Source organism: Luteolibacter sp. LG18 (genome assembly GCF_036322585.1).
Classification (GTDB): Bacteria; Verrucomicrobiota; Verrucomicrobiia; order Verrucomicrobiales; family Akkermansiaceae; genus Luteolibacter.
The window spans coordinates 3,085,812-3,106,832 of sequence record NZ_AP024600.1 but is presented as its reverse complement, the minus strand read 5'-3'; the positions used below and the strand labels follow the sequence as shown (position 1 = coordinate 3,106,832).

Here is a 21,021-nt window from a genome sequence, read left to right as displayed (position 1 = left end):
TTAGAAATTGGTCACGGAAGAAGGAATGCCGGCCTGGTCGGGCGAGCGGAACAGCGAGGTGGTGCCATTCCGCCAGACGACGAAGCCACCGAAGTCGCGCTTGGCGCTGCCGGTCACGCGCGGCTCGCCATTGGTGCCCGGGCGGACACCGAAGCCGACGACGAAGGTGGAACCCGGGGCCGAGCTGATGCCTTCCGAGGTGAACTTGTAGCTGAGATACTTCCCGGCGAACTGCTTCTTCACGTTGTCCTCGCTGAGGGTGATTTCCTCGAGCGTCTGGCCATCGCCGCCCTTACTGTAGGTCTTGCTGAAATACACCTGGTCCGGAAGCACCGCGCCGCGGTCGGTGACCACCCACTTGTCCTTCACCGGCTGGTTGGTGGCGGGATCGATCTCCTCGTAGGCCACCACCATGCGGCGCAGGTAGTTGACGCGGTCGGAGGGGTCGTTGATGTCCACCAGCACGCAGGCGCGGGTGGCGCGGCCGGTGGCCTCCGCACGCGCCTGGGCAAACAGGGCTTCCGCCGTGGTCACGGCGCTGTTGACGTTCTTACCGCCCGTCATGCCGCCCAATCCAACCGCTCCCACGGTGAGAAGGATCGCGATGATCGCAATCACGGTGAGCAACTCCACCAGCGAGAAGCCAGTGGGGGGACGCGAGGAGGACTTCCCCGCGCGGGAAAAGGATCGGCTGTTCATGTACGTTGGGTTTTCTACGAGAACTTGCTTGTTTTATCGGGCCTTGCAAGCCCGAATGTCATTACATCGCGATTACGTGGGTTTACGCGCTCAGCGGTCATAACGCCCCTTGCGGGGGCCGTTCGCCCACGCCCAGGCCGGGCGAACCATGTCGCGCACGTCCTTGCGGCGGGCTTCCCAGCCAAGGACCGCCTTGGCTTGGGACGGGTCCGCGATCAGCATCGCCGGGTCGCCTTCACGACGCGGACCATACTTCACCGGCACCTTGTTGCCTGTAATTTCTTCCACGGCATCGATGATTTGGCGAACAGAAACGCCGACGCCGGTGCCAAGATTCACTTTCACGGACTCCCCACCGCCGACCAGGTGGTCCAGGGCGAGCGCATGGGCCTCGGCGAGGTCCTCGACGTGGATGTAATCGCGGATGCCGGTGCCATCGGGCGTGTCATAGTCGGTGCCGAAGACCTCGACGTGCTCGATTTCCCCGGTCACGGCCATCAGCACGCGCGGGATGAGGTGGGTTTCCGGGTTGTGGTCCTCGCCGATCAGGCCATCGGCGGAGCTGCCGCTGGCATTGAAATAGCGGAGGCAGGCGCTGCGCAGGCCCCAGGCGCGGCCGCAATCCTCGAGCACCCACTCGAGCATCAGCTTGCTGCGGCCGTAGGGATTGATCGGGCGCTGCGGATTGCTCTCCACGATCGGGATGCTCTCCGGCACGCCGTAGGTGGCGCAGGTGGAGGAAAAGACGAAGGTCTTGCAGCCGTGCTTCTGCATCGTTTCGAGCAGCACCAGCGGCTCGGCGGTGTTGTTCCGGTAGTATTTCAGCGGATCGGTCACCGATTCGCCCACGTAGGCGTAGGCGGCGAAGTGGACCACGGCAGCGAACCCGTGCTCGGCGAAAAGGCTCTCGACCAGCGAGCGGTCGCCCACGTCACCTTTCACAAGCACCACGGACTCATCGACGATGGCCTGTTCGTGGCCGTAAACGAGATTGTCCAGAACGACGATCTTCCGACCTTGGGAAGCGAGCAAACGAACCGTGTGGGAACCGATATAGCCGGCTCCGCCGGTCACGAGAATGGAATCAGGCATGCAATGGGATGAGCTATACGGAAGAAACGAAACCGGCCATGGGGGTGTCAAGAGGCCTTCGGCCAGACACAAGAATCCAGAGCCCAGAGTCCAGAGAGGAGGAAGAGGGCTCCTCAGGTTCTTTTCCACTCTTCACGGCCTCCCAGCCGGAGAATAGGACCTATAGGTGGGACAGAGCGCTCCTCAGACTCTTCCTCTTCTCTGGGTTCTGGAATCTGGGCTCTTGAATCTGGCCTGGGGCCGCGTGAATAAATTTCCGCACATTCGAGTCCTAGGAACCATGAAGACCCCACTCTTCCGCCTCGCGGCCGGTCTGATCACCGCCGCCTCCTCGCTTTCCCTGGTGTCGTGCTATTACGACCCCTACAGCCCCGGCTACAGTGGCTATGGACCGGGCGTCGACTACGGCGCGCCGCTCGCCGGTGCCGCCATCGTTTCGCTGGTGGCCACCAGCGACAGCCGCTGGGGCTACGACCCCTACCGCTACTGCTATTACGATTACAGCCGCCGCTGCTACTACGACCCCTACCTCTACGGCTACTACCCGGTCGGCTACCGCCCGCCGCTCTGCCACGGCGTGCCCCACCCCTACGGCTGGCGCCCGGGTGGCGGCGTCTGCCCGCCGCCGCGGAACATCCACTACGGCCAGATCCCGAACTACCAGAACCGCCTCGATCTACTCCGCCAGCGCAACTACGCCTGGGCCAATGATTTCCGCGAGCGCCGCGACGCCAATGCCGCCCAGTTCCGCAGCAACCTCGCCGCGAACCAGCAGGAATACCGCGACCGCCTGAACTACAACCAGCAGGCCTACCGCGACCGCCTCCAAAACAACCAGCAGGACTTCCGCGAACGCCTGCAATACAACCAGAACCGCTACCAGGACAACCGCCAGGAGTACCAGCAGCGGCTCCAGTTCAACCAGCAGCAGTATCGCGAACGCCTGCAGGACAACCAGCAGCAGCGCCAGCAGACGCTCGATTCCTGGCGCTCCGCCTCCAATGCCCGCCAGCAGAACTTCGCCGAGGCCCGCGCCCAGAACCAGGCGAACTTCTCCGCCAAGGTGCAGGCCAACCAAGCCGCCGCCGCCGAACGCCAGGCCGCCTGGCGCGAAAAGGTCGACAACGCTCGCAACCGCTGAGCCCAGCACCACCCATTTCCGGGGTCCTCGAACCAAGCCCGCGCCCTCACCGGCGCGGGCTTTTTCGTGAGGAGTTGAGCCTTCAGGCGAGGAAGGTCTTCAGGGGGGGGAGCGGAGGCTGGGGGGATTTTAGCCGCAAGGAGGCGCAGAAATCGCAAAAGGAAGAACCGGAGGTCGTGGAATCGGTTCCGCGAAAGCCCCTCTTCTCTTGCTGAAAACTGAAAACTGAACACCAGCAAACTCTTCCAGCCTCCGCCCCCTCTGAAGACCTTCCTCGCCTGAAGGCTCAACTCCTTCCGCTCACGGGCGCTTCCGGTATTCCACCGCCACCCCACCCACCACGGCTTCCTGTTTGAAGACCCGCAGGTCGCCCGGATAGTCGATCAGGATTCCCCCGTCCGCCTTCCACGACACCCGCACGTCACCGTCATCCGCGATGAACGCATTACCGCCGTCGTCGGGCAGCAACTCCCCCGGCCCAAGCATCGAAACCTGCGTGTTGAACCCCGTCGTCGCGTCCACCGTCCGGCAAAACACCACCAGCCGACGCGAACCATCCGGAGCCCATAGCTCCCGTTTCACCTCGTTCCCCGCCCGACGATCGCACCCCGGAAGAACAGCCAAGGCCACAATTCCCATTCCCAAACCTCGATCGATCCAACCCAACCATCGCCGCCTCGTCTTCACGTCCTGTTTCGGATTTTGGACGTCATTCCACTGCATCGCCTCATCCCTCCGCTTCGAGAGTTCAGCCAAAACGTCAGCCACCGGCCAATCCGCCATTCCTTCAAATCCGCAATACGCGAACATCGGCTTCAACGGCGCGATGCAATTCATCGGCCGCAGGTTGGTGCCCCCTTCCTGCTCCACACATCGGTCCCACAACATCGCGGTGAGCAGGAACAACACCCGGACACACTCGCCGAGAACCACCGGATCACCGCGATGGCCCAATCCAAGCAGCCGCTGGAACCACCGGCGATGCTCGTCCAGAATCCCCTCCCCCCCCCCCACCTGTCACCCCTGCCTCCGCCGGAGCAACGTCCCGGAGGTCTTCCATCACCTCCTCCAGCTTCCGGAGGAAAGAGCCATGGAGCAGTTTTCCCGGCCCGCCAATCGCCGTCAGCCCCTCATGGGGAAACATCGTCGTGAGCAGCCCGTGAAACCGGTCGATCGAAGCGGCGAATTGGAGCGAGATGGCCATGGGATGAACCTTTCGTATCCTGTAATGCCATTGGGCCTATGTGCCAAGCAGTTGCCGGAATCCGTCCGAGGTGTTGAGGAGTCGAGCCTTCAGGCGAGGAGGGTCTTCAGGGAGGGGCGGAGGCTGGGGAGGTTTTAGCCGCAAAGAGGCGCAGAAATCGCAAAAGGAAGAGCGGAGGTCGTGGAATAAGCCCCGCGTAAGCCCGTCTTCTCTTCCTGAAAACTGAACACTGAAAACCAGCAAACTTTTCAAGCCTCCGCCCCCCTCTGAAGACCTTCCTCGCCTAAAGGCTCAACTCCTTCCGCTTACTCCCCGTTTGGAATTTTGGATTTCGTGCTCAGAGCTTTCTCCCGCCGTTCCCGTTCCCGCCGCAGCTTCGCCAGTGTCACCCGTGGGCGCAGCAGCCAGCGGCCGTAGAGCCAGCCGGCGAGGCCGCCGCCGAAGTGGCAGCCGTGGCTGAACTTCCACCCGGCCTCCATCCCCTGCGCCGACATCCAGCGCCCGAGGTCCGCCAGCCCGGGCACGCCCAGCGCCGGGTCCATCAACGCCAGCAAGCCGGTGGTCACCAGCAGCCCGACTCCCAGCCAGCGCCCGGACACCATCAGCGGCCACATCTTGGAGTCCGGGGACAGCGTGGTCACCAGCAGCAGCAGCCCGTAGGCCGCCCCGGAGATCCCCACCAGCGTCAGATCCTTTTCCACCGCCAGCAGCAGGTGGCCCGCCGCCCCGCCGAGGATCGAGGCCACCATCGCCCGCACCAGCCTCCGCGAGCCGAGCACGTGCTCCACCCGCGTGCCCAGCAGCAGCAGGCAGACGACATTGAGGATCGCGTGCGCCCAGCTCCCGTGGAGCAGCGCGTAGCTCAGCGGCTGCCACAGCCACCCGCGCAGGACGCCCGCCCGGCTCAGGCCGAACCATTCAAACCACTCCGGGTGCCGCAGGTAGCCGCCCCCGGCTTCCACGCCCGCCTGGATGGCGAGGACCAGCGCGGCGATCAGCCACGGCATCCGCGCCTCGCGGAGCTGGCCCAGCCCCCGCCTCACTCCATGGGCACGGGCCACCAGACGATTCATCGTGCAGGAGGGGTGCGGGTGGGGACGGGGAGGAAAAAATCAATCGACCACCCGAGCCCGCGGTTCGCGGCCGATGGTGTCGTCACCGCCCGCGCAGGTCACGAACGGCCCGCCTTCCAGCGGCGCGATGCCCGTGAAGGCGACGTCCGGCATGTCCGAAGGACGCCCCTGGAGCGGGAAATCCTTCCGCAGCGGGTAGAACGGGTAGCCCTCCCACATCAGGATGCGGCGCAGGTCCGGGTGGTTCGTGAACCGGATGCCCATCATGTCGTACACCTCGCGCTCGTGCCAATCCGCCCCGGCCCACAGGTCGGTCACGCTCGGCACGGACTCGTCCTCGCCCACCGGCGACTTCACCCGCAGGTGCTTCGAGTCGTCCACGGTGACCAGTTCATAGACCATCTCGAACCGCGGATCGTCGCCGAAGTGGTCGAGGCTGGCGATGTCGATCACCATGCCGTAGCCCAGCTCGTTCTTCGCGAAGGCCATCACCTCGTGCAGCGCCGCCAGCTCCACCGTCACGGTGTGCTCGCCGCGGAACTCGTTGCTGGACTTCACCTGCGCGCCGAATTTCTCGCGCACCTTGCTCACGTCTTCCGCGGACATCGTTTCGAAAAAAGGGGAAAGGGTCTGGCTCAGGCCATCTCGTTGAAGAACTCCTGCTTCTGCTGCTGGAGCGCGGGCTGGCCCTCGATCTTCGCCTGGAGCTTCATCAGGCCCTCGATCAGCGCCTCGGGGCGCGGCGGGCAGCCGGAAATGTAAACGTCCACCGGGATCAGCTTGTCGATGCCTTGGAGCACCGCGTAGCTGCGGTACATCCCGCCGGAGGAGGCGCAGGCGCCCATGGCGATGCACCACTTCGGCTCCGGCATCTGGTCCCAGATGCGTTTCACGGCCAGCGCCATCTTGTAGGTCACCGTGCCGGCCACGATCATCACGTCCGCCTGGCGCGGCGAAAAGCGCATCACCTCCGCGCCGAAACGGCTGAGGTCGAAGCGGCTGCAAGCGGCGGCCATCATCTCGATCGCGCAACAGGCGAGGCCCATCGGCATCGGCCACATCGAGTTTTTCCGCATCCAGTTGATCGCCGCATCCACGCGGGTGAAGATCACGTTGCCCTCGATCTTCGAATCGTAGGCGGCATGGAGCGGCTGCTGGGAAGGAGTGACCATGGTGGCTATACGAGCACCCTGACTCCGCGCCGCCGCCGCCTCAAGCCGTTTGTGAAGGATTTCACAAGGGGGCCTCCGTCCACAAACCATCGGTCCTATAGGCCCTATGAGACCCATGGGCCTTATTTCAGCGGCCAATGGGCCTCATTCTTCCTCGAAAACCGGAAGGTAAACCCGGTTGAACTCCGCCGCGGTCATCGGCGCGGGGTGGTCGGGCGTGGTGAACCTCCACACCCCGCCGGAGCGGACACCCGTGATGCCGGTCCACGCCGTGCGCCCGGGCCATGGGTCGAGCGGATAGCCGGACACCAGATACTCACGGGCCGCCTTGTCCTTCACGAAATCGAGGTCCACATAGAGGCACAGCTCCAAGGCCTGGCACTGCGGGCCGAACAACATCGGCTGGACCCGGATGCCGAAATGATCCGGATCGGTCGAGAGCTCCGGCACGACAGCCAACCGGGACCACAGGCACTTCGCCTGCCGCTCCCGGAACTTCGCGAACACCGCGTGCACCGCGGCCACCTCTTCCCCGGAAAGCCCCGTCCGGGCGATCGCTTCCGGCGTGAGCCGCCCCTGCGCATCCACCACCCAATCCCGCTCCGGCAGCCCGATGGTCATGAGGCTCCGCTTCTTCAAATGGAGGCCGCGGATGCTTTCCGGGGAGCAATAGTAGATCGCCTGATAACGGGCATCCTGCCGTGAAGACCGCCGGAACACCGCGAACTGGCCGGCTTGGATGTCCTCGAACTTCCGGCGGCTCATCCCCACCCAGCCGGTCACGGCGATCACCGCCAGCACTAGAATCGCCACCAGCCCACGGCGGTAACGGGGATTGGCCATGCCCGCGGCATGCGCGGGGCCATCCCCCTGCTCCCAAACCACCCCGGCCCGCGGCACCAACACCAGCAGGGAAAATCCCATGAGGAGGGCCAGGATCACGCACCACGCCCCTGTTTCGGGAATCCACATGCAACCGCTGGCCGGAGAACCTGTGGTCCCCTGCCCCGTCAACCACGCGGACAGCATCAGCAACGGCAGAGCCATCAACCCACGCACGATCCGGCTTCCGGCCAGCCCCACGCCGAAGAACGGAGCCGCGGCCATCACCAGCCCGCTCCCCCACCAGCCGATGAGGCACTTCGCGCCGTCCATCAGGTCCGCCCGGGCAAACGTGTGGCGGCTCGACCAAGAGGCCGTGCGGAGGTCTCCCCATGCGTTGTCGAGATACACGAAAAACGCCAACGAGCTCCGTCCACTTCCCAAGGTCGCCCCCATCACCGAGGAAGTGAAGACCCTCGAACACAGGGGAAACTCAAAGCTCGCCGCGAACAGCGCGAAGCACAGCAACCAGCCGACCTGCCACCTCCAGTTCAGCCCCGCGATCTTCATCCCCCTCCTGCTAGCCGGTCGCGCGCCCCGGCACAAGACCGCCCGCTCTCCAACCGCTAGCTAACAGTCTGCCCCTTGCGGAAACTCCGTTCCGGGCGATACTGCCATATGTCACGGGAAGACACCCATTCCCAAGGCCAGCCCCAGACGGCTCCCCCCGGCACGATCACCCACCTGCGGGACATCGATTACGCCGGGAACGGCCAGCCGTCCCAGACGCTCGACCTGCTGATCCCGCCGCCGCGCGATGGCGGGCCGCGGCCGGTGGTCGTCTTCATCCACGGCGGCTCGTGGGACTCCGGGGAAAAGGAAGACGGCCTCGGCCCGCTCGGCCTGCTGGCCACCGGCGAGTTCGTGCTGGCCACCCTCAACTACCGGCTCGTCGGCGAGGCCTGTTGGCCCGCGCAGCTGGACGACACCCGCGCCGCGCTCGCCTACCTCCGCACCCACGCCGCCACCTACGGCATCGATCCCGAGCGGATCGCGGTGATCGGGGTTTCCGCGGGCGGGCACCTCGCGGGCATGCTCGGCACCGAGGTGCCGCAGGGCCTGCGCGGCGTGATCAGCCTCTACGGCCCCACCAATTTCCTGACGCTGGTGGGGAATCCCGAGTCGCTGGAACCGCAGGAGGCGGAAGCCGCCGCGCGGATCTTCGGCCCGGTGGCGGACCTGTTGGAAACCGCCCGGGAGGCATCGCCGGTCCACCGCATCACCGCGAACACCACGCCCTTCCTGTTCATCCACGGCACCCTCGATGACGTCGTGCCGCTCTCCCAATCCGAGGAGATGCACGCCGCGCTCGTCCGGGCCGGGGTGGAAAGTACGCTGGTCCCCGTAGCTGGCGCGGGCCACGGCTTCTTCTCGCTGCCGCTGCTCGTCCCGGTGCTCGCGTTCCTGCGCCGGCACCTGCTGGACCCGGCCCTCGAACAGCGCCGCGCCGGGTGAGGTCGCGCGAGGCTCCCTGAGCCTCCCTCACTTCGCCGGCACGATCTCCAACAGCCGCCCGGAATGGGGCGGCATGGCGGTGAGTTTGAAGGAATCCTCATGGACTCCGAGGTCGCCGCCACTCCAGTAATCGGCGAGCTTCGCCTTGCCGCCGAGGGGCACTTCACGGTCGGCGGGTTGGTCGTCCCAGTTGAAAACCGCCACCCATTCGCGCCCTGTCTCCTGGAGACGGCCGAGGGTGAACGACTCGTCGGCGAAGCGGAATGGCCGCCCGGTCGGCGGGATGGATTTCTTCAGCAGCGCGACGCGGTCCGGCGGGAGCGAGGGCAGATTGTCGCCGCTCAGCAGCATGCCACCGGTGGCGCGGAGCAGGGTGGCGTGGAAGAGGGTTTCATCGGGCGTGACCCCGCCCTTGCTCACCGGCTTGCCGTCCGGCCCCATCACGTCGGCATTCTTGGTCCCCAGCAGCAGGCTGTCCGGATCGTTCCACCACAGGCGGCCGTTCTGCCAATTCCGGTAGAGGTTTTCGCGGCCGGTGCTCTTGAAGGATTTCCATGAAGGCGCCACGTCCATGCTGGTGCGAGAGCCGTGGATCAGCCCGAGCGACGGCCACAGCGGATGATTGCAGCCGAGGATGAAGCTGTCCCCCGCGCCGCGCAGGATCGCCTCCATGCCGCGGCGATAGGCTTCCACCCGGGTGGCGTTCGGGTCGTGGTGGTGGCCGCCGTGGATCGCGCCCCAATAGTTCGCGTCGAGCTTGAAGTAAGTCACGCCCCACTCGCGGTGCATCGTGCGGAAGGTGTCCTCCAGCCACTTCCGCGCGCCCGGATGGGTGCCGTCGATCACATACCACGGCCCCATCCGCCAGCCACCGAAGCCGATCTTGTTCGAAGGCAGCGGCTTGCCATCGTCCCCGGTCACGAACCACTCCGGATGCTCCTTGAAGAGCTTCGATTGCGGGCTGGCCACGAAGGGCGCGACCCATAACGCGGGCTCGAGCCCGTCCTTGCGGATATCCTTCAGCACCTCCTGCACGCCGCCGCCGAAGGCCTTGCCGGTTTCCAGCCAATCGCCCATCCACGGCTGGTAGCCGTCGTCGATCTGGACGTAACGCAGCCCGGGCAGGTTCTCCTTCATCCAGCGGGAATTGTCGGACACGTCCTTCGCGGTGACACGCGGGCCGAAGCAGATCCACGAACTCCAGCCGGTGGGCACCGGATCGTGTTTCAGCCGCGGATGGTTCGTCGAAACCGCCGCGGTGAACCCGTCGTAGAGCGCCTCGCGATCCTCCCCGGCGGAGGCCACGAAGTCCTCGAGCTGCCACGTCTTGCCCGCCTCCAGCATGAGGTTCTCCGTGTCCTCGGAAATGCGGAGCCGCTTGCCATCGAAGCCGAAGCGCCCGGTGAAACGCCGGCACGAGGAGAAGCCCAGCAGCAGCCGCGGCTGCCCGGCAGGCGCGAGGGTCACCACGCTGTAAACGGTGCGGAGCTGGTCCGGCTCCGGGATCTTGTAATGGGCGCGGTCGGTGTAGGTATCGAGATCCACCGGCTTTGCCAGCGTGCCCGCGGTCTGGGACAGCTTCGTGAAGCCCTCGCCGTGCAGCGGGGTCTCCCCGGGCAAGCCGTGGTCACCATCATAGAGCACCACCTCGCGGATCTTCACCGCGGCCTTGCCCTTGTTCACCACCGCCCACCGCGAGACCAGACCTTCGTCCTTGCGAACGAGCGCCACTTCCGCCGGAGCCAGAGAGCCATCCTCCAGCACCACCCGCCCGGGGCTGTCATGGAGGAGCTTGAGAAGCGCGGAAGCGTCCGCGCCACGCGCGGACCCAACGACCGTCACAGCCGCCAGGAGAAGGAGTTTTTTGCAATGATCCATAGGGAAACCTCCAGTTTACGCCCACATTCCCACAAACTAGCAGAAATTCCCAATTTCCGCCCCCTCCACCTTCGGGCAGCAACCCTCTTCGTACGTAGTTCCTCCTTCAGGAGGGCGAGGTGAATTCCGCCTTCACCCTCCGGGCAACCAGACCGGTCGGGCTCCTCCGCCATTTTCCATGGAGCTGCATGCGTCTGGTCGCCGGGAAAGTGATTCGATGTTTTCCTCGCCCTCCTAAAGGAGGAACTACGAACGAAAAGGCGAACGGCAGTCGACTCACCGGCCCCGCCTTGTTATCTGCTTTCCCATGTCATCGTCCCGGAAAGCCGCCCTTTTCGCCGTGCTGCTGGTGATCGCGCTGATCGCCTTCCTGATGATGAAGCGCCCGGAAACGGAATCCGCCACCACTTCGGTCCCCGCCCGCCCCACCCGCCCGGCCTCCCCGGCCGATCCAAACACCGCCCGCCGATCCGCCGCGCCCCGCGGAATCCCGGCCAAAAAGGCGGCCGATGATCCGGAATCGCCGGAGGCCCGCCACTTCCGCAATTTCTACCTGCGCCCGGTCGATCTGGGCTCCAACGACGTGGTGCTCCGCCTCCAGACCCGCGGCATCCTCCATCTAACAGACCAACCCGCTCGCATCACCCTGCAGGAGGCGGTCGCGTGGGTGAAATCCGAATACGCCGCCATCGCCAAGGAAACCGGCGAGCCCGCGCTACCGTTGGAAATCGATCTCACCGCCGCGAACCTCGCCCGCCCGGTTCATTTCCGCGTGGCCCGCCTGCCCGTCACCTCCGTCCTGCGCCTGATCGCCGCCGCCACCGGCAACCGCCTGACCGGCACCGGCCCGGATTTCCGGATGGAAGCGCTTCCGAACCAAAACCGCAGGGAGCAACTCACTCTCGACATCGGGCAACTCGATACCAACCGGCTCCGCCCCCCCGAAGAGAGCGCGGACAAGCTGTCGTTCCCGGGCCTCGAAATCGCGGGCCAAACCGGCACCCCGAACTCCTGGACTCAAGACCTCGTGTCCCAGCTCACCTCGGCTGGCTACACCTTCAGCCCCGAATTCAGTTTTACTCCCGACGATCCCGGGCGCGGAAATTCGACCGCCACCGTCAATGGCAACGCCGCGGACTTCGAACTGCTCCGCGCGGCCCTGGAAGTCACCCGGACCGACCTGTCCGCGCCCCAACAGGCAAAGCTCACCACCACCCTCATCGAGCTGCCCGAGGACCTGGACACAAGCACCATCGCCTCCGGCAATCTCAATCCCGACGCCTATCACGCGATGATGGGCCAGTTCGCCTCGATGGAGGGAACGGACATCCTCACGCTGCCTTCCGTACTCACCCGTTACGGCCACTCCGCCTCCGTCGAGATCAGTGGGTCGAAAGACTCGCAGGGCGTCCCCCAGAGCGGGCTCCATCTCAATCTGCTGTCCCAACCGCTGGGCTTGGGCAGCGAGGATTCCTTCAATTTCAAACAAACCCCCGCCACCACCGCGGACAGCCCCGCCGGAGAGCCTCTGGTCCAGATCGCCGGGCAGACGGTCGTTCCCGGCGGCAACCACAACGTCACCATTGGCAAGAGCACGGATGGCCACAAGGTGGTCGTGGTCCGCAACAGCGAGCGCGTGGATGCCACCGGACGCCCGATCCCATTGGCGGACGGCCCCTGAGCGGAAAGGGGCCAAACCGCGCTGATTTTCAGTACGGTCTTCGAGCGCCCACACGGCCGGCGCACATGAAAGCCCGTGCCCACCCGTAGCGTTACCCAATCCTTCCATTCGCCCACCGCGCCCCAGGAACCGGATCCGCCATGAACCTCCACCCGTCCCTCCTCGCCACCTTCGGCAGCGCCCTGCTGCTTTCCGGCCTGCCGCCCGCGATGGGCCAGGAGCCCGCGCCCGCACCACCCCCGAAGTCCTTGGCGCCCCTCACCCTCCCGTCAACGAAGCCCGGGGAAAAGGACACCTTCATCCCCGCCAAGCTCGGCCAGGTTCCGGCGGGCAATGACTTCCGCGATCCCGAAAGCGAGTTCTGCTTCAAGCGCAGCAAGTCCTCGAACCACTTCCTGATCCTGTGGGCGAAGGAATACGGCGACGATCCGATGGCGAACACCAAGCCGAACCGCCGCTTCAACGCGGACGAGGTTCTTCAAGCCGCGGAGCTGTCCTACGAGGTCACCCTCAATCGCCTGAAGTGGGCCCCCGATCCGAACTCGCGGGCGAACCGCTACAAGATGCTGATCATCGTCACCGGCGGCGACAACGGCACCGCCTACGGCGGCTGCGCGGAGGACAAGGTGGGCGTGCTGTGGACGCCCGCGGTGCGCATCAACCGCGGTCCCTACGGCGTGGTCGCCCACGAGCTCGGCCACTCGTTCCAGGGGCTGACCCGGGCCGATGGCGCGGAGCGTTTCGCCAATGGCGGCATCTTCGCCGAGATGACCTCCCAGTATGTCCTCTGGCAGGTCTTCCCGGAGTGGCAGACCTTCGAGAACTACCATCTCAAGGCTTACCTGAAGGCCACCCACCTCGCCTTCCTCCACCCGGACAACCGGTACCACACCTGCTACCCGCTCGAGTATTGGTCATTCCGCCACGGCCCGGAATTCATCGGCCGGATGTGGCGGGAGGTCGCGAAGAACGAGGACCCGGTGCTCACCTACCAGCGCCTCACCAAGATCGACCAGACGCGGTTCAACGACGAGATGTTCGACGCCGCCCGCCGCTTCATCACCTGGGACATGCCTCGCATTGAGAAGACCGCCGCGCGCTACGCCGACCAGGACACGACTTCCGTCGAACCCCTGCCCGACGGCGTGTTCCGGATCGCACCGAAGCTCGCACCGCAAAACTACGGCTACAATGCCATCAAGCTCACCGTGCCCGCGGCCGGCACCACCGTGCACCTGGGCTTCAAGGGCACCGCCGGCCAGGACGGGGCCAGCCAGGTGAACCTCAAAAAGGCTGGCTGGCGCTATGGCTTCCTCGCCCACCTTCAGAACGGCACCCGGACCTACAGCCCGATCTACTCCGCCGCCCAGGGCACCGCCGATTACGTCGTGCCCGCGGACACGAAATTCCTCTGGCTGGTCGTGATGGGAGCCCCCACCGGACACTGGGTCCGCGACGACAAGCAGCCCGTGGACGAGGCATGGCCCTACCAATTCAAGCTCACCGGCAGCGCCCCGGATGCCGCCATCGTCACCCGCCCGCCGAACGGGTAGGCTCCCACCCGTTTGACCAAAAAAACGTGTTTTTGTGATAAAACACCCGATCGCCCGCGTAATGGTCGATGTCGCGACACGATAAGGCGGTCCGACTGAAGGTCCTCCAGGTTTTTGGGTTTTTCCTGTGGATCATCGGTCGGACCGCTTCGTTTTTGGAGCTGTAATCCATTCGCGGGGCACGTTGCCCTCTTGATCCATTCCGATGGGGAGTCCCATGATGCAGGGATGAATCGCAAAGTCCGATCAAGCCCCTTCACCGTGGCCTTGATCCCCGCAACCGCCCTGATGGCGGCATCCTGCTCGTATCCGAACCAATTCGTGAATACCCCGCAGGCCACGCCCCATGCGGTGGTGGAAGCGGAAAAGCCCGTCCATTTTTTCGCGGACAATCTCGAGATCATCGAGATCAATGGCCAGCCGACGTCCTTCTGGCGGTCCAGCACTCGGTTTCTGATTCCGCCCGGACGGACGTCGCTCGGAGTCATCCTCAGCTCTCGGAGCACAAGAGCTGGATTCCGGCCCGGCGGCAGCCTGGCGTTCGACGCCCGGGTGGGAGATCATTTCACACTGCATCGCGATCTTTCAGGAGGAAAGGATCACGTGTCGGTCATCCGCCACCGAAATGGCCTGCGGGACCAGACCGTGGCCGGCCACCTGATCGCGGAGGATTGACGGCGCGTTCCGCAGCCCACCCTCGCGCTTGCCACCGGCGTCGAAACCGCGAATGCTCCCGCCCCGCCTCGGGAAACCGCCCATCCAGCCATGAACCGCATCGACGCCGCATTCGCCCGCCTCCGTTCCGAAGGGAAAAAAGCCTTCGTCGCCTACGTGGCCGCCGGTGACCCGGGATTCGAGGCCTCGCTGGAAATCCTCAAGGACCTCGCCGCCGCCGGCGCGGACATCATCGAGCTGGGCCTGCCGTTCTCCGATCCGCTCGCCGATGGCATCGTCAACCAGATGGCCGCCGACCGCGCCCTGAAGGCCGGCATGACCACCGCGAAGTCGCTGGAACTCATCCGCCGCTTCCGCGAGACGAACGAGACCCCGATCGTCCTCTTCACCTACCTCAATCCGGTCTTCACCTACGGCTACGAGCGCTTCCACCAGGACGCCGCCGCCGCCGGGGCCGATGGCATCCTGCTCCTGGACCTGCCGCCGGACGAGGCCGACCAGAACGCCGAGCTCGCCCGCGGCGAGGGACTGAAGCACATCCGCCTGATCGCCCCCACCACCCCCGCCGACCGCGTGGGCCTGCTGGCAAAGAGCGCGGAGGGCTTCATCTACGCCCTCTCCCGCACCGGCGTCACCGGCGGCCACGTCGCCCCCTCCGCGAACATCGCCGCCCAGGTGGCCGCCATCAAGGCCCACACCGAAACCCCGGTCTGCGTCGGCTTCGGCATCACCACCCCGGACCAGGCCAAAATGGTTGCGGAATCCGCGGATGGCGTGATCGTCGGCTCGGCGATCGTCAAGCAGGTGGAGCTCCACCCGGACCGCGCCGCCGCGGCCGTCCGCGAGTTCACCGCCCCGCTCATCGCCGCCACCAAGTCGGTCTGAAACCCTCTTCTCTTCCGTCTTCCTTCTTCAAGTCTTCCGTCTCTCTTCCCATGCTCCTCCACTTCTACAAGATGAACGGTGCCGGCAACGATTTCATCGTCGTCGACAACCGCGACCTGTCCCTCTCCGCTGAACTCGATGGCGACATCATCGCCGCGCTCTGCGACCGTCACCGCGGCATCGGTGCCGATGGCCTGCTGGCCGTCGAACCCGCCGAGAACGGCGCGGACTACAAGTTCCGCTACTACAATGCCGATGGCGGCGAGGCCGAGATGTGCGGCAACGGTGCCCGCTGCTTCGGCCGCTTCACCGCCCACCTCGGCGACGAGCCGGCGGAGCGCGTGACCTTCGAGACCATCGCCGGCACCCTCGCCGCGGACATGGTCGGCGAGAACGTCCGCATCGCCATGTCCGAGCCGAAGGACCTGAAGCTCAACACCGGCGTCGAGATCGAAGACCTCGTCGGCGACCTCCATTTCCTCAACACCGGCGTGCCCCACGTGGTCGTCTTCGTCGACGACCTCGATGAAACCGACGTGGTCGAGCACGGCGCGGCGATCCGTTTCCACGAGGCCTTCGCCCCGGCCGGCACCAACGCGAACTTCGCCAAGGTCCTGGAGCCCGGCCACATCGCCATCCGCACCTACGAGCGCGGCGTGGAGGATGAAACGCTCGCCTGCGGCACCGGCATGGTCGCCAGCGCGCTGATCCACCACCTCCTCACCGGTGCCCCGTCCCCGATCCAGGTGGACGTGGAAGGCGGCGACACCCTGGAGATCGGCTTCGAAAAGACCGGTGACCAGAGCTTCACCAATGTCACCCTCTCCGGTCCCGCCGACTTCGTCTTCGAAGGCGAGATCGAGATCTGAGCCCTTTCTTCCTTCCCGAAACACGGACAGGAATGTCCGTGCTCCCAGTCAAAGCCCGGCCCCACCGCCGGGCTTTTTCGTGCCCGGCTCCCGTGGCCCATTCTCAATTGTCACGTTCGCCAAACGCGCCGCCCTCCCCGGCCGACGACCAACTCACTTTCGAGTTAATAGAGCCCACCGCTCGTAAATCTACTAACAGCAAGGGCCCAATCGCCGAAAACCGGCCTTAACCATGCAATTTCCCATTTATTGCCAAAGCCTCATGCAAATTGCGAACGATTCTCAATTGTAATGTTGCAACTTTACTGACAGGTTTTTCGCGTGACGCGCCTGTTGATAGCCGCCGCTTTGAGTTTAGCACTGCCCGCGCTTGCGAATGACGCGGATCAGGCGCGCAAAACCTTCGAGGCCTACACCGGCTTCCAACAGACCGCGGACAAGCGGATTCTGGACCAACTCACGCCCTTTTGCTCCGGAGCGATCGTGGAAACGGATGGCAAGGTGGAGATCACCAGCCCGCTCTCCAAGGAGCAGTTCCGCGCCGGTGTCCAGGCCGCGCTGGACCAGAAGGCGAAAACCCCGGGCAGCTACGAGGAGGTGACCTACACCGCCGAGTGCGGGCAAATCAGCGCCAAGGGCACGCTGCGCATCCCGCGCACCGGCGGGGATTTCAAGGGCTCCTTCTCCGTGACCTTCAAGAAGACGGAAGCGGGCGAGGTGAAGATCCACTACCTCCGGCTCACGCTGCCGATGGCGGACACGCCGATCAAGAGCCACGGCCTGTTCAGCTTCACCATGCCGGGCGATTGGAAAGCGGTCGATCTGCCCCAGAGCGAGCTCGAGGGCGGCCGCGAGGTCTACGCCGGAAACGCCCAGCTCGGTGCCAGCGGGATGCTGATCTACATGGCCTTCGAGGACGCCACCAAGAAGACCTCGGAGCAGGCGCTGGAAACCTACCCGAGCGCCGTCGCGGAGCCGATCGTCTCGCAGTTGGAGAAGAGCGGGGCCTCGCTCGAATCCCGTGATTTCCAGCCGCTCGCCTCCGGCGACAAGGACCGCTCGTATTTCTCGGTGGTGATGAAGGCCACCAGCGGCGACCGCGGTTACCTCAGCGGCGTGGTGATCCGCACCTCCAAGCGGATCTACGTGATCCAGGAAGTGAGCAGCCGCATCCTCACCCGCCAGACCTGGGCGGAGATCGCGAAGTCCTTCAAGGAGCTCTGAGGGCGGCCTTCTTGTTTGGAGTGCGGCGAGGCATCGCCGCTTTGAGCGGAGGCGAGACATCGCCGGGGGCAATGCCTGCATTCGCCAACCGGCTCTCACGTTCCAGAATCACCTCCTCCTTGGTTCCCGCTCCTCTTCCACAATTCCGCTGCAAATCCCGTCGATTCTCTCCGGCACCCAAAGCGGCGATGCCTCGCCGCACTCCACACCCAGCCCCCCGGCAATCCGCCCCTTGGCAAACCGCGTGTCCCGTGCTACCGCTGCCGCGCGCTCCACATGATCGCCCCGCACCAGTTCCGGCACATGAAAGAAAGCGAGCTCCCCGAGTTCGCTCGCTTGGCCCTGCGCGCGCACAAACGGGCGGCGCGAAAACCACGCGCGGAGCACCGCAGGCTGGGGTTGCCGATCATCGTCTGGAAAGACGGCATGGTGGTCGAAGAGCAGCCCTGAACGCCCCGGCGCGCTCCGCACACCCTCCCGGCACCGGATGTTTCCCCGGCCGCCGATTTTTTCGCTTTTTCGGACGTTCAAAGGTTGGACGTCCGTCCTCCAATCTCCACACTCCCATCCAGTCATGCGTTTTTCCGGCACCTACACGGCCCTCATCACCCCCTTCCGCGACGGCAAGGTCGACGTTCCCGCCTTCCAAGCCCTCATCGAACGGCAGATCGCCGGCGGCGTCACCGGCATCGTCCCGGTGGGCACCACCGGTGAATCCCCCACCCTCGATACCGACGAGCACATCGAGGTGATCCGCCTCGCCGTCGAGTTCGCCGCCGGCCGCTGCCAGGTGGTCGCGGGCACGGGCGCGAATGCCACCCACGAGGCCATCGAGCTGACCCAGGCCGCCGAAAAGGCCGGTGCCACCGGCACCCTCCAAGTCTGCCCGTATTACAACAAGCCCTCCCAGGAAGGCCTCTACCAGCACTTCAAGAAGATCGCCGCGGAAACCTCCCTGCCCATCATGCTTTACAGCGTGCCGGGCCGCTCCGGCATCGAGATCGGCGTGGAAACCACCGCCCGTCTCGCCGCGGATTGCCCGAACATCGTCTCCATCAAGGAGGCAGGTGGCTCGGTGGAGCGCGTGAACCAGCTCGTGGCCGCCCTCCCGGCCGACTTCGCCATCCTCTCCGGCGATGACCCGCTGACGCTGCCGTTCATGGTCTGCGGGGCCGTCGGCCTCGTCTCCGTGGCGAGCAACATCATCCCGGAAACCATGAGCAAGCTGGTGAACCTCTGCCTCGCCGGGGATTTCACCGCCGCCGCCGCCCTCCACAAGCAGACCTATCCGCTGCTCAAGGGCCTGATGTCGCTGGACGTCAATCCGGTGCCGATCAAGTCCGCCGCCGTCCTGCTCGGCCAGTGCCTGGAGGAATTCCGCCTGCCGCTGGTCCCGCTCAGCGCCCCGAACAAGGACGCGCTCACCGCCCTGCTGAAGAGCAACGGCCTGCTGGGCTGAATCCCCCACTTTCCCATTCCATATGATCAATCTCCTCGTCACCGGAAAGTCCGGCCGCATGGGCCAGGCCATCCTCCAGGCCGCCGAAGCCGATCCCGCCGTCACCGTCACCTCCACCCACGATGCCGGCGAGGACCTCGCCAAGGCCTTCAACGGCGTGGACTGCGTGATCGATTTCACCATGCACAAGTTCACCCGCGAGGTGGTGGAAACCGCGCTGAAGACCGGCACCCGCCTGGTGATCGGCACCACCGGCCACACCGATGAGGAACGCGCCTTCATCGCCGAAGCCGCGAAGACCATCCCGATCATCTTCGCCTCGAACTACTCGGTGGGCGTGAACACGCTGTTCTGGCTCACCCAGAAGGCCGCCCAGATCCTCAACCAGGACCGCTTCGACATCGAGGTGATCGAGATGCACCACAAGCACAAGATCGACGCCCCCTCCGGCACCGCCCGCCGCATCCTGGAGATCCTCAATGAGGAAACCGGCACCTCCTACCAGACGGACATCGCCCACGGCCGCGTCGGCAACGTCGGCCCGCGCAAGCCGCGCGAGATCGGCATGCACACGCTGCGCGGTGGCGACGTGGTCGGCGACCACACCGTCGTCTTCGCCGCGGATGGCGAGCGCGTCGAGCTGACCCACAAGGCCAGCTCCCGCCTCACCTTCGCCGCCGGTGCCGTGCGCGCCGCCGCCTGGCTCGCCGACAAGCCCGCCGGGCTGTACGACATGCAGGACGTGCTGGGGTTGAAGTGAGTTTGTCCGTTTTCAGTGTTCAGTTTTCAGCAAGAGGCGCGCCGGGCAAACGGCGCGCCTTTTCTGCGAAGTCGCGTCAGTTTCCAACTTGCGCATCGGAGGAGCCCACATCCCCCCTCACGCCTTTCGCAGCGTGACCAGAAGGCAGAGATCCTGCATGTCGAAGCCCTCGCTGCCGATCAGGGCATTGGAGATGGAGCCGAAGAACTGGTTGCCCACCTTCTTGTGGGTGAGCTCGAACAGGTAGATGACGTCCATCGGACCGATCTTCACCTGCTTCGAGGTGCCGAGATACGGACGAAGGAAGCTCTCAAGGGACGGCTGGTCGTAACCCGGCAGATACGGAGGCAGGACGGCCCCGTTCACCAGCGCCATCGACTGCGGCGAACCCTTCTGCGTGGTGTCGTAAAAAGGCGACCAGATGGAGGTCCTCAGGTAGCGCCCGCCGAAGTCCAGGCGCTGCCCCTTCTGCATCAGCCGTGACCACACGATCGTCTCGGACCGCACATCCTTCTGTTGCCCGTAGAACACCCGTGCCCACGAACCGGAATCCATCCTCACCTGCGCCTCCACCGGCGCATAGGTCACCGAATTGGACACCGCCGCTCCCAACACCCGGACATCCACGTGGCAATCGCACGTCGCGGTCAGGGTTCCCTCCGGGCTGATCTTCACCAGATCCTCGGCCACCGAAGGGTAGGTGATATTCCACTTCAACGTGGGATAGGTGCCGGTGCGGACAACGTTGGGTTGCACCGTCAGCGACCCCACCGGGATGGCGGGATCAGCGGTGAGTTGCTCCGCGGTGCCGACCGATGGAGCAAGCAAGGCGGACAGGATCGAGACGAGGATGGGGCGATTCATAGGACGTGGGTGAAAAGGGAAAAGGAGATGCGGAGAGCCCCCCAACCGACCGACATCATCCCGGTGCCGATGAGCAAGGGATGGAGAGTGAAAGGGTCCGGGCGGCCCCCCGGCTGCCCGGACCCCGACGGCAGCCCAGGGAAAGGGCGCCATCTCCACCACGCTGTTCAGGGCGGGGAAATGGGTGACGGCGCTCAGCACCGCGCCTCGAGCCAGCCGTGACCAGACGGCGGCAGCCCCCGGGCATCCGTTCCGATGGCCATCGATTGGGAAAAGGCCGGGAGATCCGGAGTCTGAAGCGTCGGAAACGGGAGGCTCATGGCTGGGGTGCTGGGTGGCGGCAAATGAACCGGCCGACCCGGCGCGGACCCCGAAACAGGAACCACCCCGGACCGGGCAGGCGCTCTCCTATCCACCGCGGAAACACCCTCTTCAAGGCGACGAACCGGAATCAA

At 65.2% G+C, this 21,021-nt stretch carries 21 protein-coding genes; 11 read left to right on the top strand and 10 right to left on the bottom strand.

What is annotated here, in order from left to right:
• On the bottom strand, positions 1–699 hold the full coding sequence (locus llg_RS12815; protein WP_338285063.1) for a prepilin-type N-terminal cleavage/methylation domain-containing protein: 699 nt from the start codon (positions 697–699) through the stop codon (positions 1–3).
• Between the two features lie 90 nt (positions 700–789).
• Complete coding sequence (gene galE / locus llg_RS12810) at positions 790–1,791, bottom strand: UDP-glucose 4-epimerase GalE (protein WP_338285062.1); 1,002 nt, start codon at positions 1,789–1,791, stop codon at positions 790–792.
• A 280-nt stretch (positions 1,792–2,071) separates the two neighbouring features.
• Between galE and llg_RS12805 the strand changes: the two genes are divergently transcribed.
• On the top strand, positions 2,072–2,932 hold the full coding sequence (locus llg_RS12805) for a hypothetical protein (RefSeq protein WP_338285061.1): 861 nt from the start codon (positions 2,072–2,074) through the stop codon (positions 2,930–2,932).
• 300 nt (positions 2,933–3,232) lie between these two features.
• On the opposite strand, the gene llg_RS12800 is transcribed toward llg_RS12805, so the two are convergent.
• The 5 genes from llg_RS12800 to llg_RS12780 all read right to left on the bottom strand — a co-directional run bounded on the left by llg_RS12800 (position 3,233) and on the right by llg_RS12780 (position 7,773).
• A complete protein-coding gene (locus llg_RS12800) occupies positions 3,233–3,514 on the bottom strand; it encodes a hypothetical protein (protein ID WP_338285060.1) in 282 nt (93 codons plus the stop codon).
• 927 nt (positions 3,515–4,441) lie between these two features.
• Positions 4,442–5,209 carry a rhomboid family intramembrane serine protease gene (locus llg_RS12795; protein ID WP_338285059.1) on the bottom strand — a complete coding sequence of 256 codons (768 nt, stop codon included), beginning with the start codon at positions 5,207–5,209 and terminating at the stop codon, positions 4,442–4,444.
• Between the two features lie 39 nt (positions 5,210–5,248).
• On the bottom strand, positions 5,249–5,815 hold the full coding sequence (locus llg_RS12790) for an NADH-quinone oxidoreductase subunit C (protein WP_338285058.1): 567 nt from the start codon (positions 5,813–5,815) through the stop codon (positions 5,249–5,251).
• Between the two features lie 29 nt (positions 5,816–5,844).
• Positions 5,845–6,381, bottom strand: a complete 537-nt coding sequence (gene nuoB, locus llg_RS12785) for an NADH-quinone oxidoreductase subunit NuoB (protein ID WP_338285057.1) — start codon at positions 6,379–6,381, stop codon at positions 5,845–5,847.
• A 144-nt stretch (positions 6,382–6,525) separates the two neighbouring features.
• On the bottom strand, positions 6,526–7,773 hold the full coding sequence (locus llg_RS12780; protein WP_338285056.1) for a hypothetical protein: 1,248 nt from the start codon (positions 7,771–7,773) through the stop codon (positions 6,526–6,528).
• Between the two features lie 108 nt (positions 7,774–7,881).
• Here llg_RS12780 and llg_RS12775 point away from each other — a divergent pair, with 108 nt between their 5' ends.
• On the top strand, positions 7,882–8,718 hold the full coding sequence (locus tag llg_RS12775) for an alpha/beta hydrolase (protein ID WP_338285055.1): 837 nt from the start codon (positions 7,882–7,884) through the stop codon (positions 8,716–8,718).
• Between the two features lie 27 nt (positions 8,719–8,745).
• On the opposite strand, the gene llg_RS12770 is transcribed toward llg_RS12775, so the two are convergent.
• Positions 8,746–10,596: a glycoside hydrolase family 36 protein gene (locus tag llg_RS12770; RefSeq protein ID WP_338285054.1), complete on the bottom strand. Its 1,851-nt coding sequence runs from the start codon at positions 10,594–10,596 to the stop codon at positions 8,746–8,748.
• A 307-nt stretch (positions 10,597–10,903) separates the two neighbouring features.
• Here llg_RS12770 and llg_RS12765 point away from each other — a divergent pair, with 307 nt between their 5' ends.
• The 9 genes from llg_RS12765 (at position 10,904) to dapB (ending at position 19,702) form a co-directional block, all read left to right on the top strand.
• Positions 10,904–12,277, top strand: coding sequence for a hypothetical protein (locus tag llg_RS12765; protein WP_338285053.1), 1,374 nt, complete (start codon positions 10,904–10,906; stop codon positions 12,275–12,277).
• A gap of 140 nt (positions 12,278–12,417) precedes the next feature.
• The gene (locus llg_RS12760; protein WP_338285052.1) at positions 12,418–13,830 is read left to right on the top strand and encodes a DUF6055 domain-containing protein; all 1,413 of its coding nucleotides are present in this window, start codon (positions 12,418–12,420) and stop codon (positions 13,828–13,830) included.
• A 261-nt stretch (positions 13,831–14,091) separates the two neighbouring features.
• On the top strand, positions 14,092–14,505 hold the full coding sequence (locus llg_RS12755; protein WP_338285051.1) for a hypothetical protein: 414 nt from the start codon (positions 14,092–14,094) through the stop codon (positions 14,503–14,505).
• Between the two features lie 90 nt (positions 14,506–14,595).
• The gene (gene trpA, locus llg_RS12750) at positions 14,596–15,390 is read left to right on the top strand and encodes a tryptophan synthase subunit alpha (protein ID WP_338285050.1); all 795 of its coding nucleotides are present in this window, start codon (positions 14,596–14,598) and stop codon (positions 15,388–15,390) included.
• A 50-nt stretch (positions 15,391–15,440) separates the two neighbouring features.
• On the top strand, positions 15,441–16,259 hold the full coding sequence (gene dapF / locus llg_RS12745; protein WP_338285049.1) for a diaminopimelate epimerase: 819 nt from the start codon (positions 15,441–15,443) through the stop codon (positions 16,257–16,259).
• A gap of 348 nt (positions 16,260–16,607) precedes the next feature.
• Positions 16,608–17,483, top strand: a complete 876-nt coding sequence (locus llg_RS12740) for a hypothetical protein (protein WP_338285048.1) — start codon at positions 16,608–16,610, stop codon at positions 17,481–17,483.
• Positions 17,484–17,759: 276 nt separating this feature from the next.
• A complete protein-coding gene (locus tag llg_RS12735; RefSeq protein WP_338285047.1) occupies positions 17,760–17,933 on the top strand; it encodes a hypothetical protein in 174 nt (57 codons plus the stop codon).
• Between the two features lie 124 nt (positions 17,934–18,057).
• A complete protein-coding gene (gene dapA, locus llg_RS12730) occupies positions 18,058–18,942 on the top strand; it encodes a 4-hydroxy-tetrahydrodipicolinate synthase (protein WP_338285046.1) in 885 nt (294 codons plus the stop codon).
• Between the two features lie 22 nt (positions 18,943–18,964).
• The gene (gene dapB / locus llg_RS12725) at positions 18,965–19,702 is read left to right on the top strand and encodes a 4-hydroxy-tetrahydrodipicolinate reductase (RefSeq protein WP_338285045.1); all 738 of its coding nucleotides are present in this window, start codon (positions 18,965–18,967) and stop codon (positions 19,700–19,702) included.
• Between the two features lie 117 nt (positions 19,703–19,819).
• Here the strand turns inward: dapB and llg_RS12720 are convergent, their stop codons facing one another.
• Positions 19,820–20,566: a hypothetical protein gene (locus tag llg_RS12720; protein WP_338285044.1), complete on the bottom strand. Its 747-nt coding sequence runs from the start codon at positions 20,564–20,566 to the stop codon at positions 19,820–19,822.
• Positions 20,567–20,760: 194 nt separating this feature from the next.
• A complete protein-coding gene (locus llg_RS12715; RefSeq protein ID WP_338285043.1) occupies positions 20,761–20,886 on the bottom strand; it encodes a hypothetical protein in 126 nt (41 codons plus the stop codon).
• Positions 20,887–21,021 lie beyond the last annotated feature (135 nt).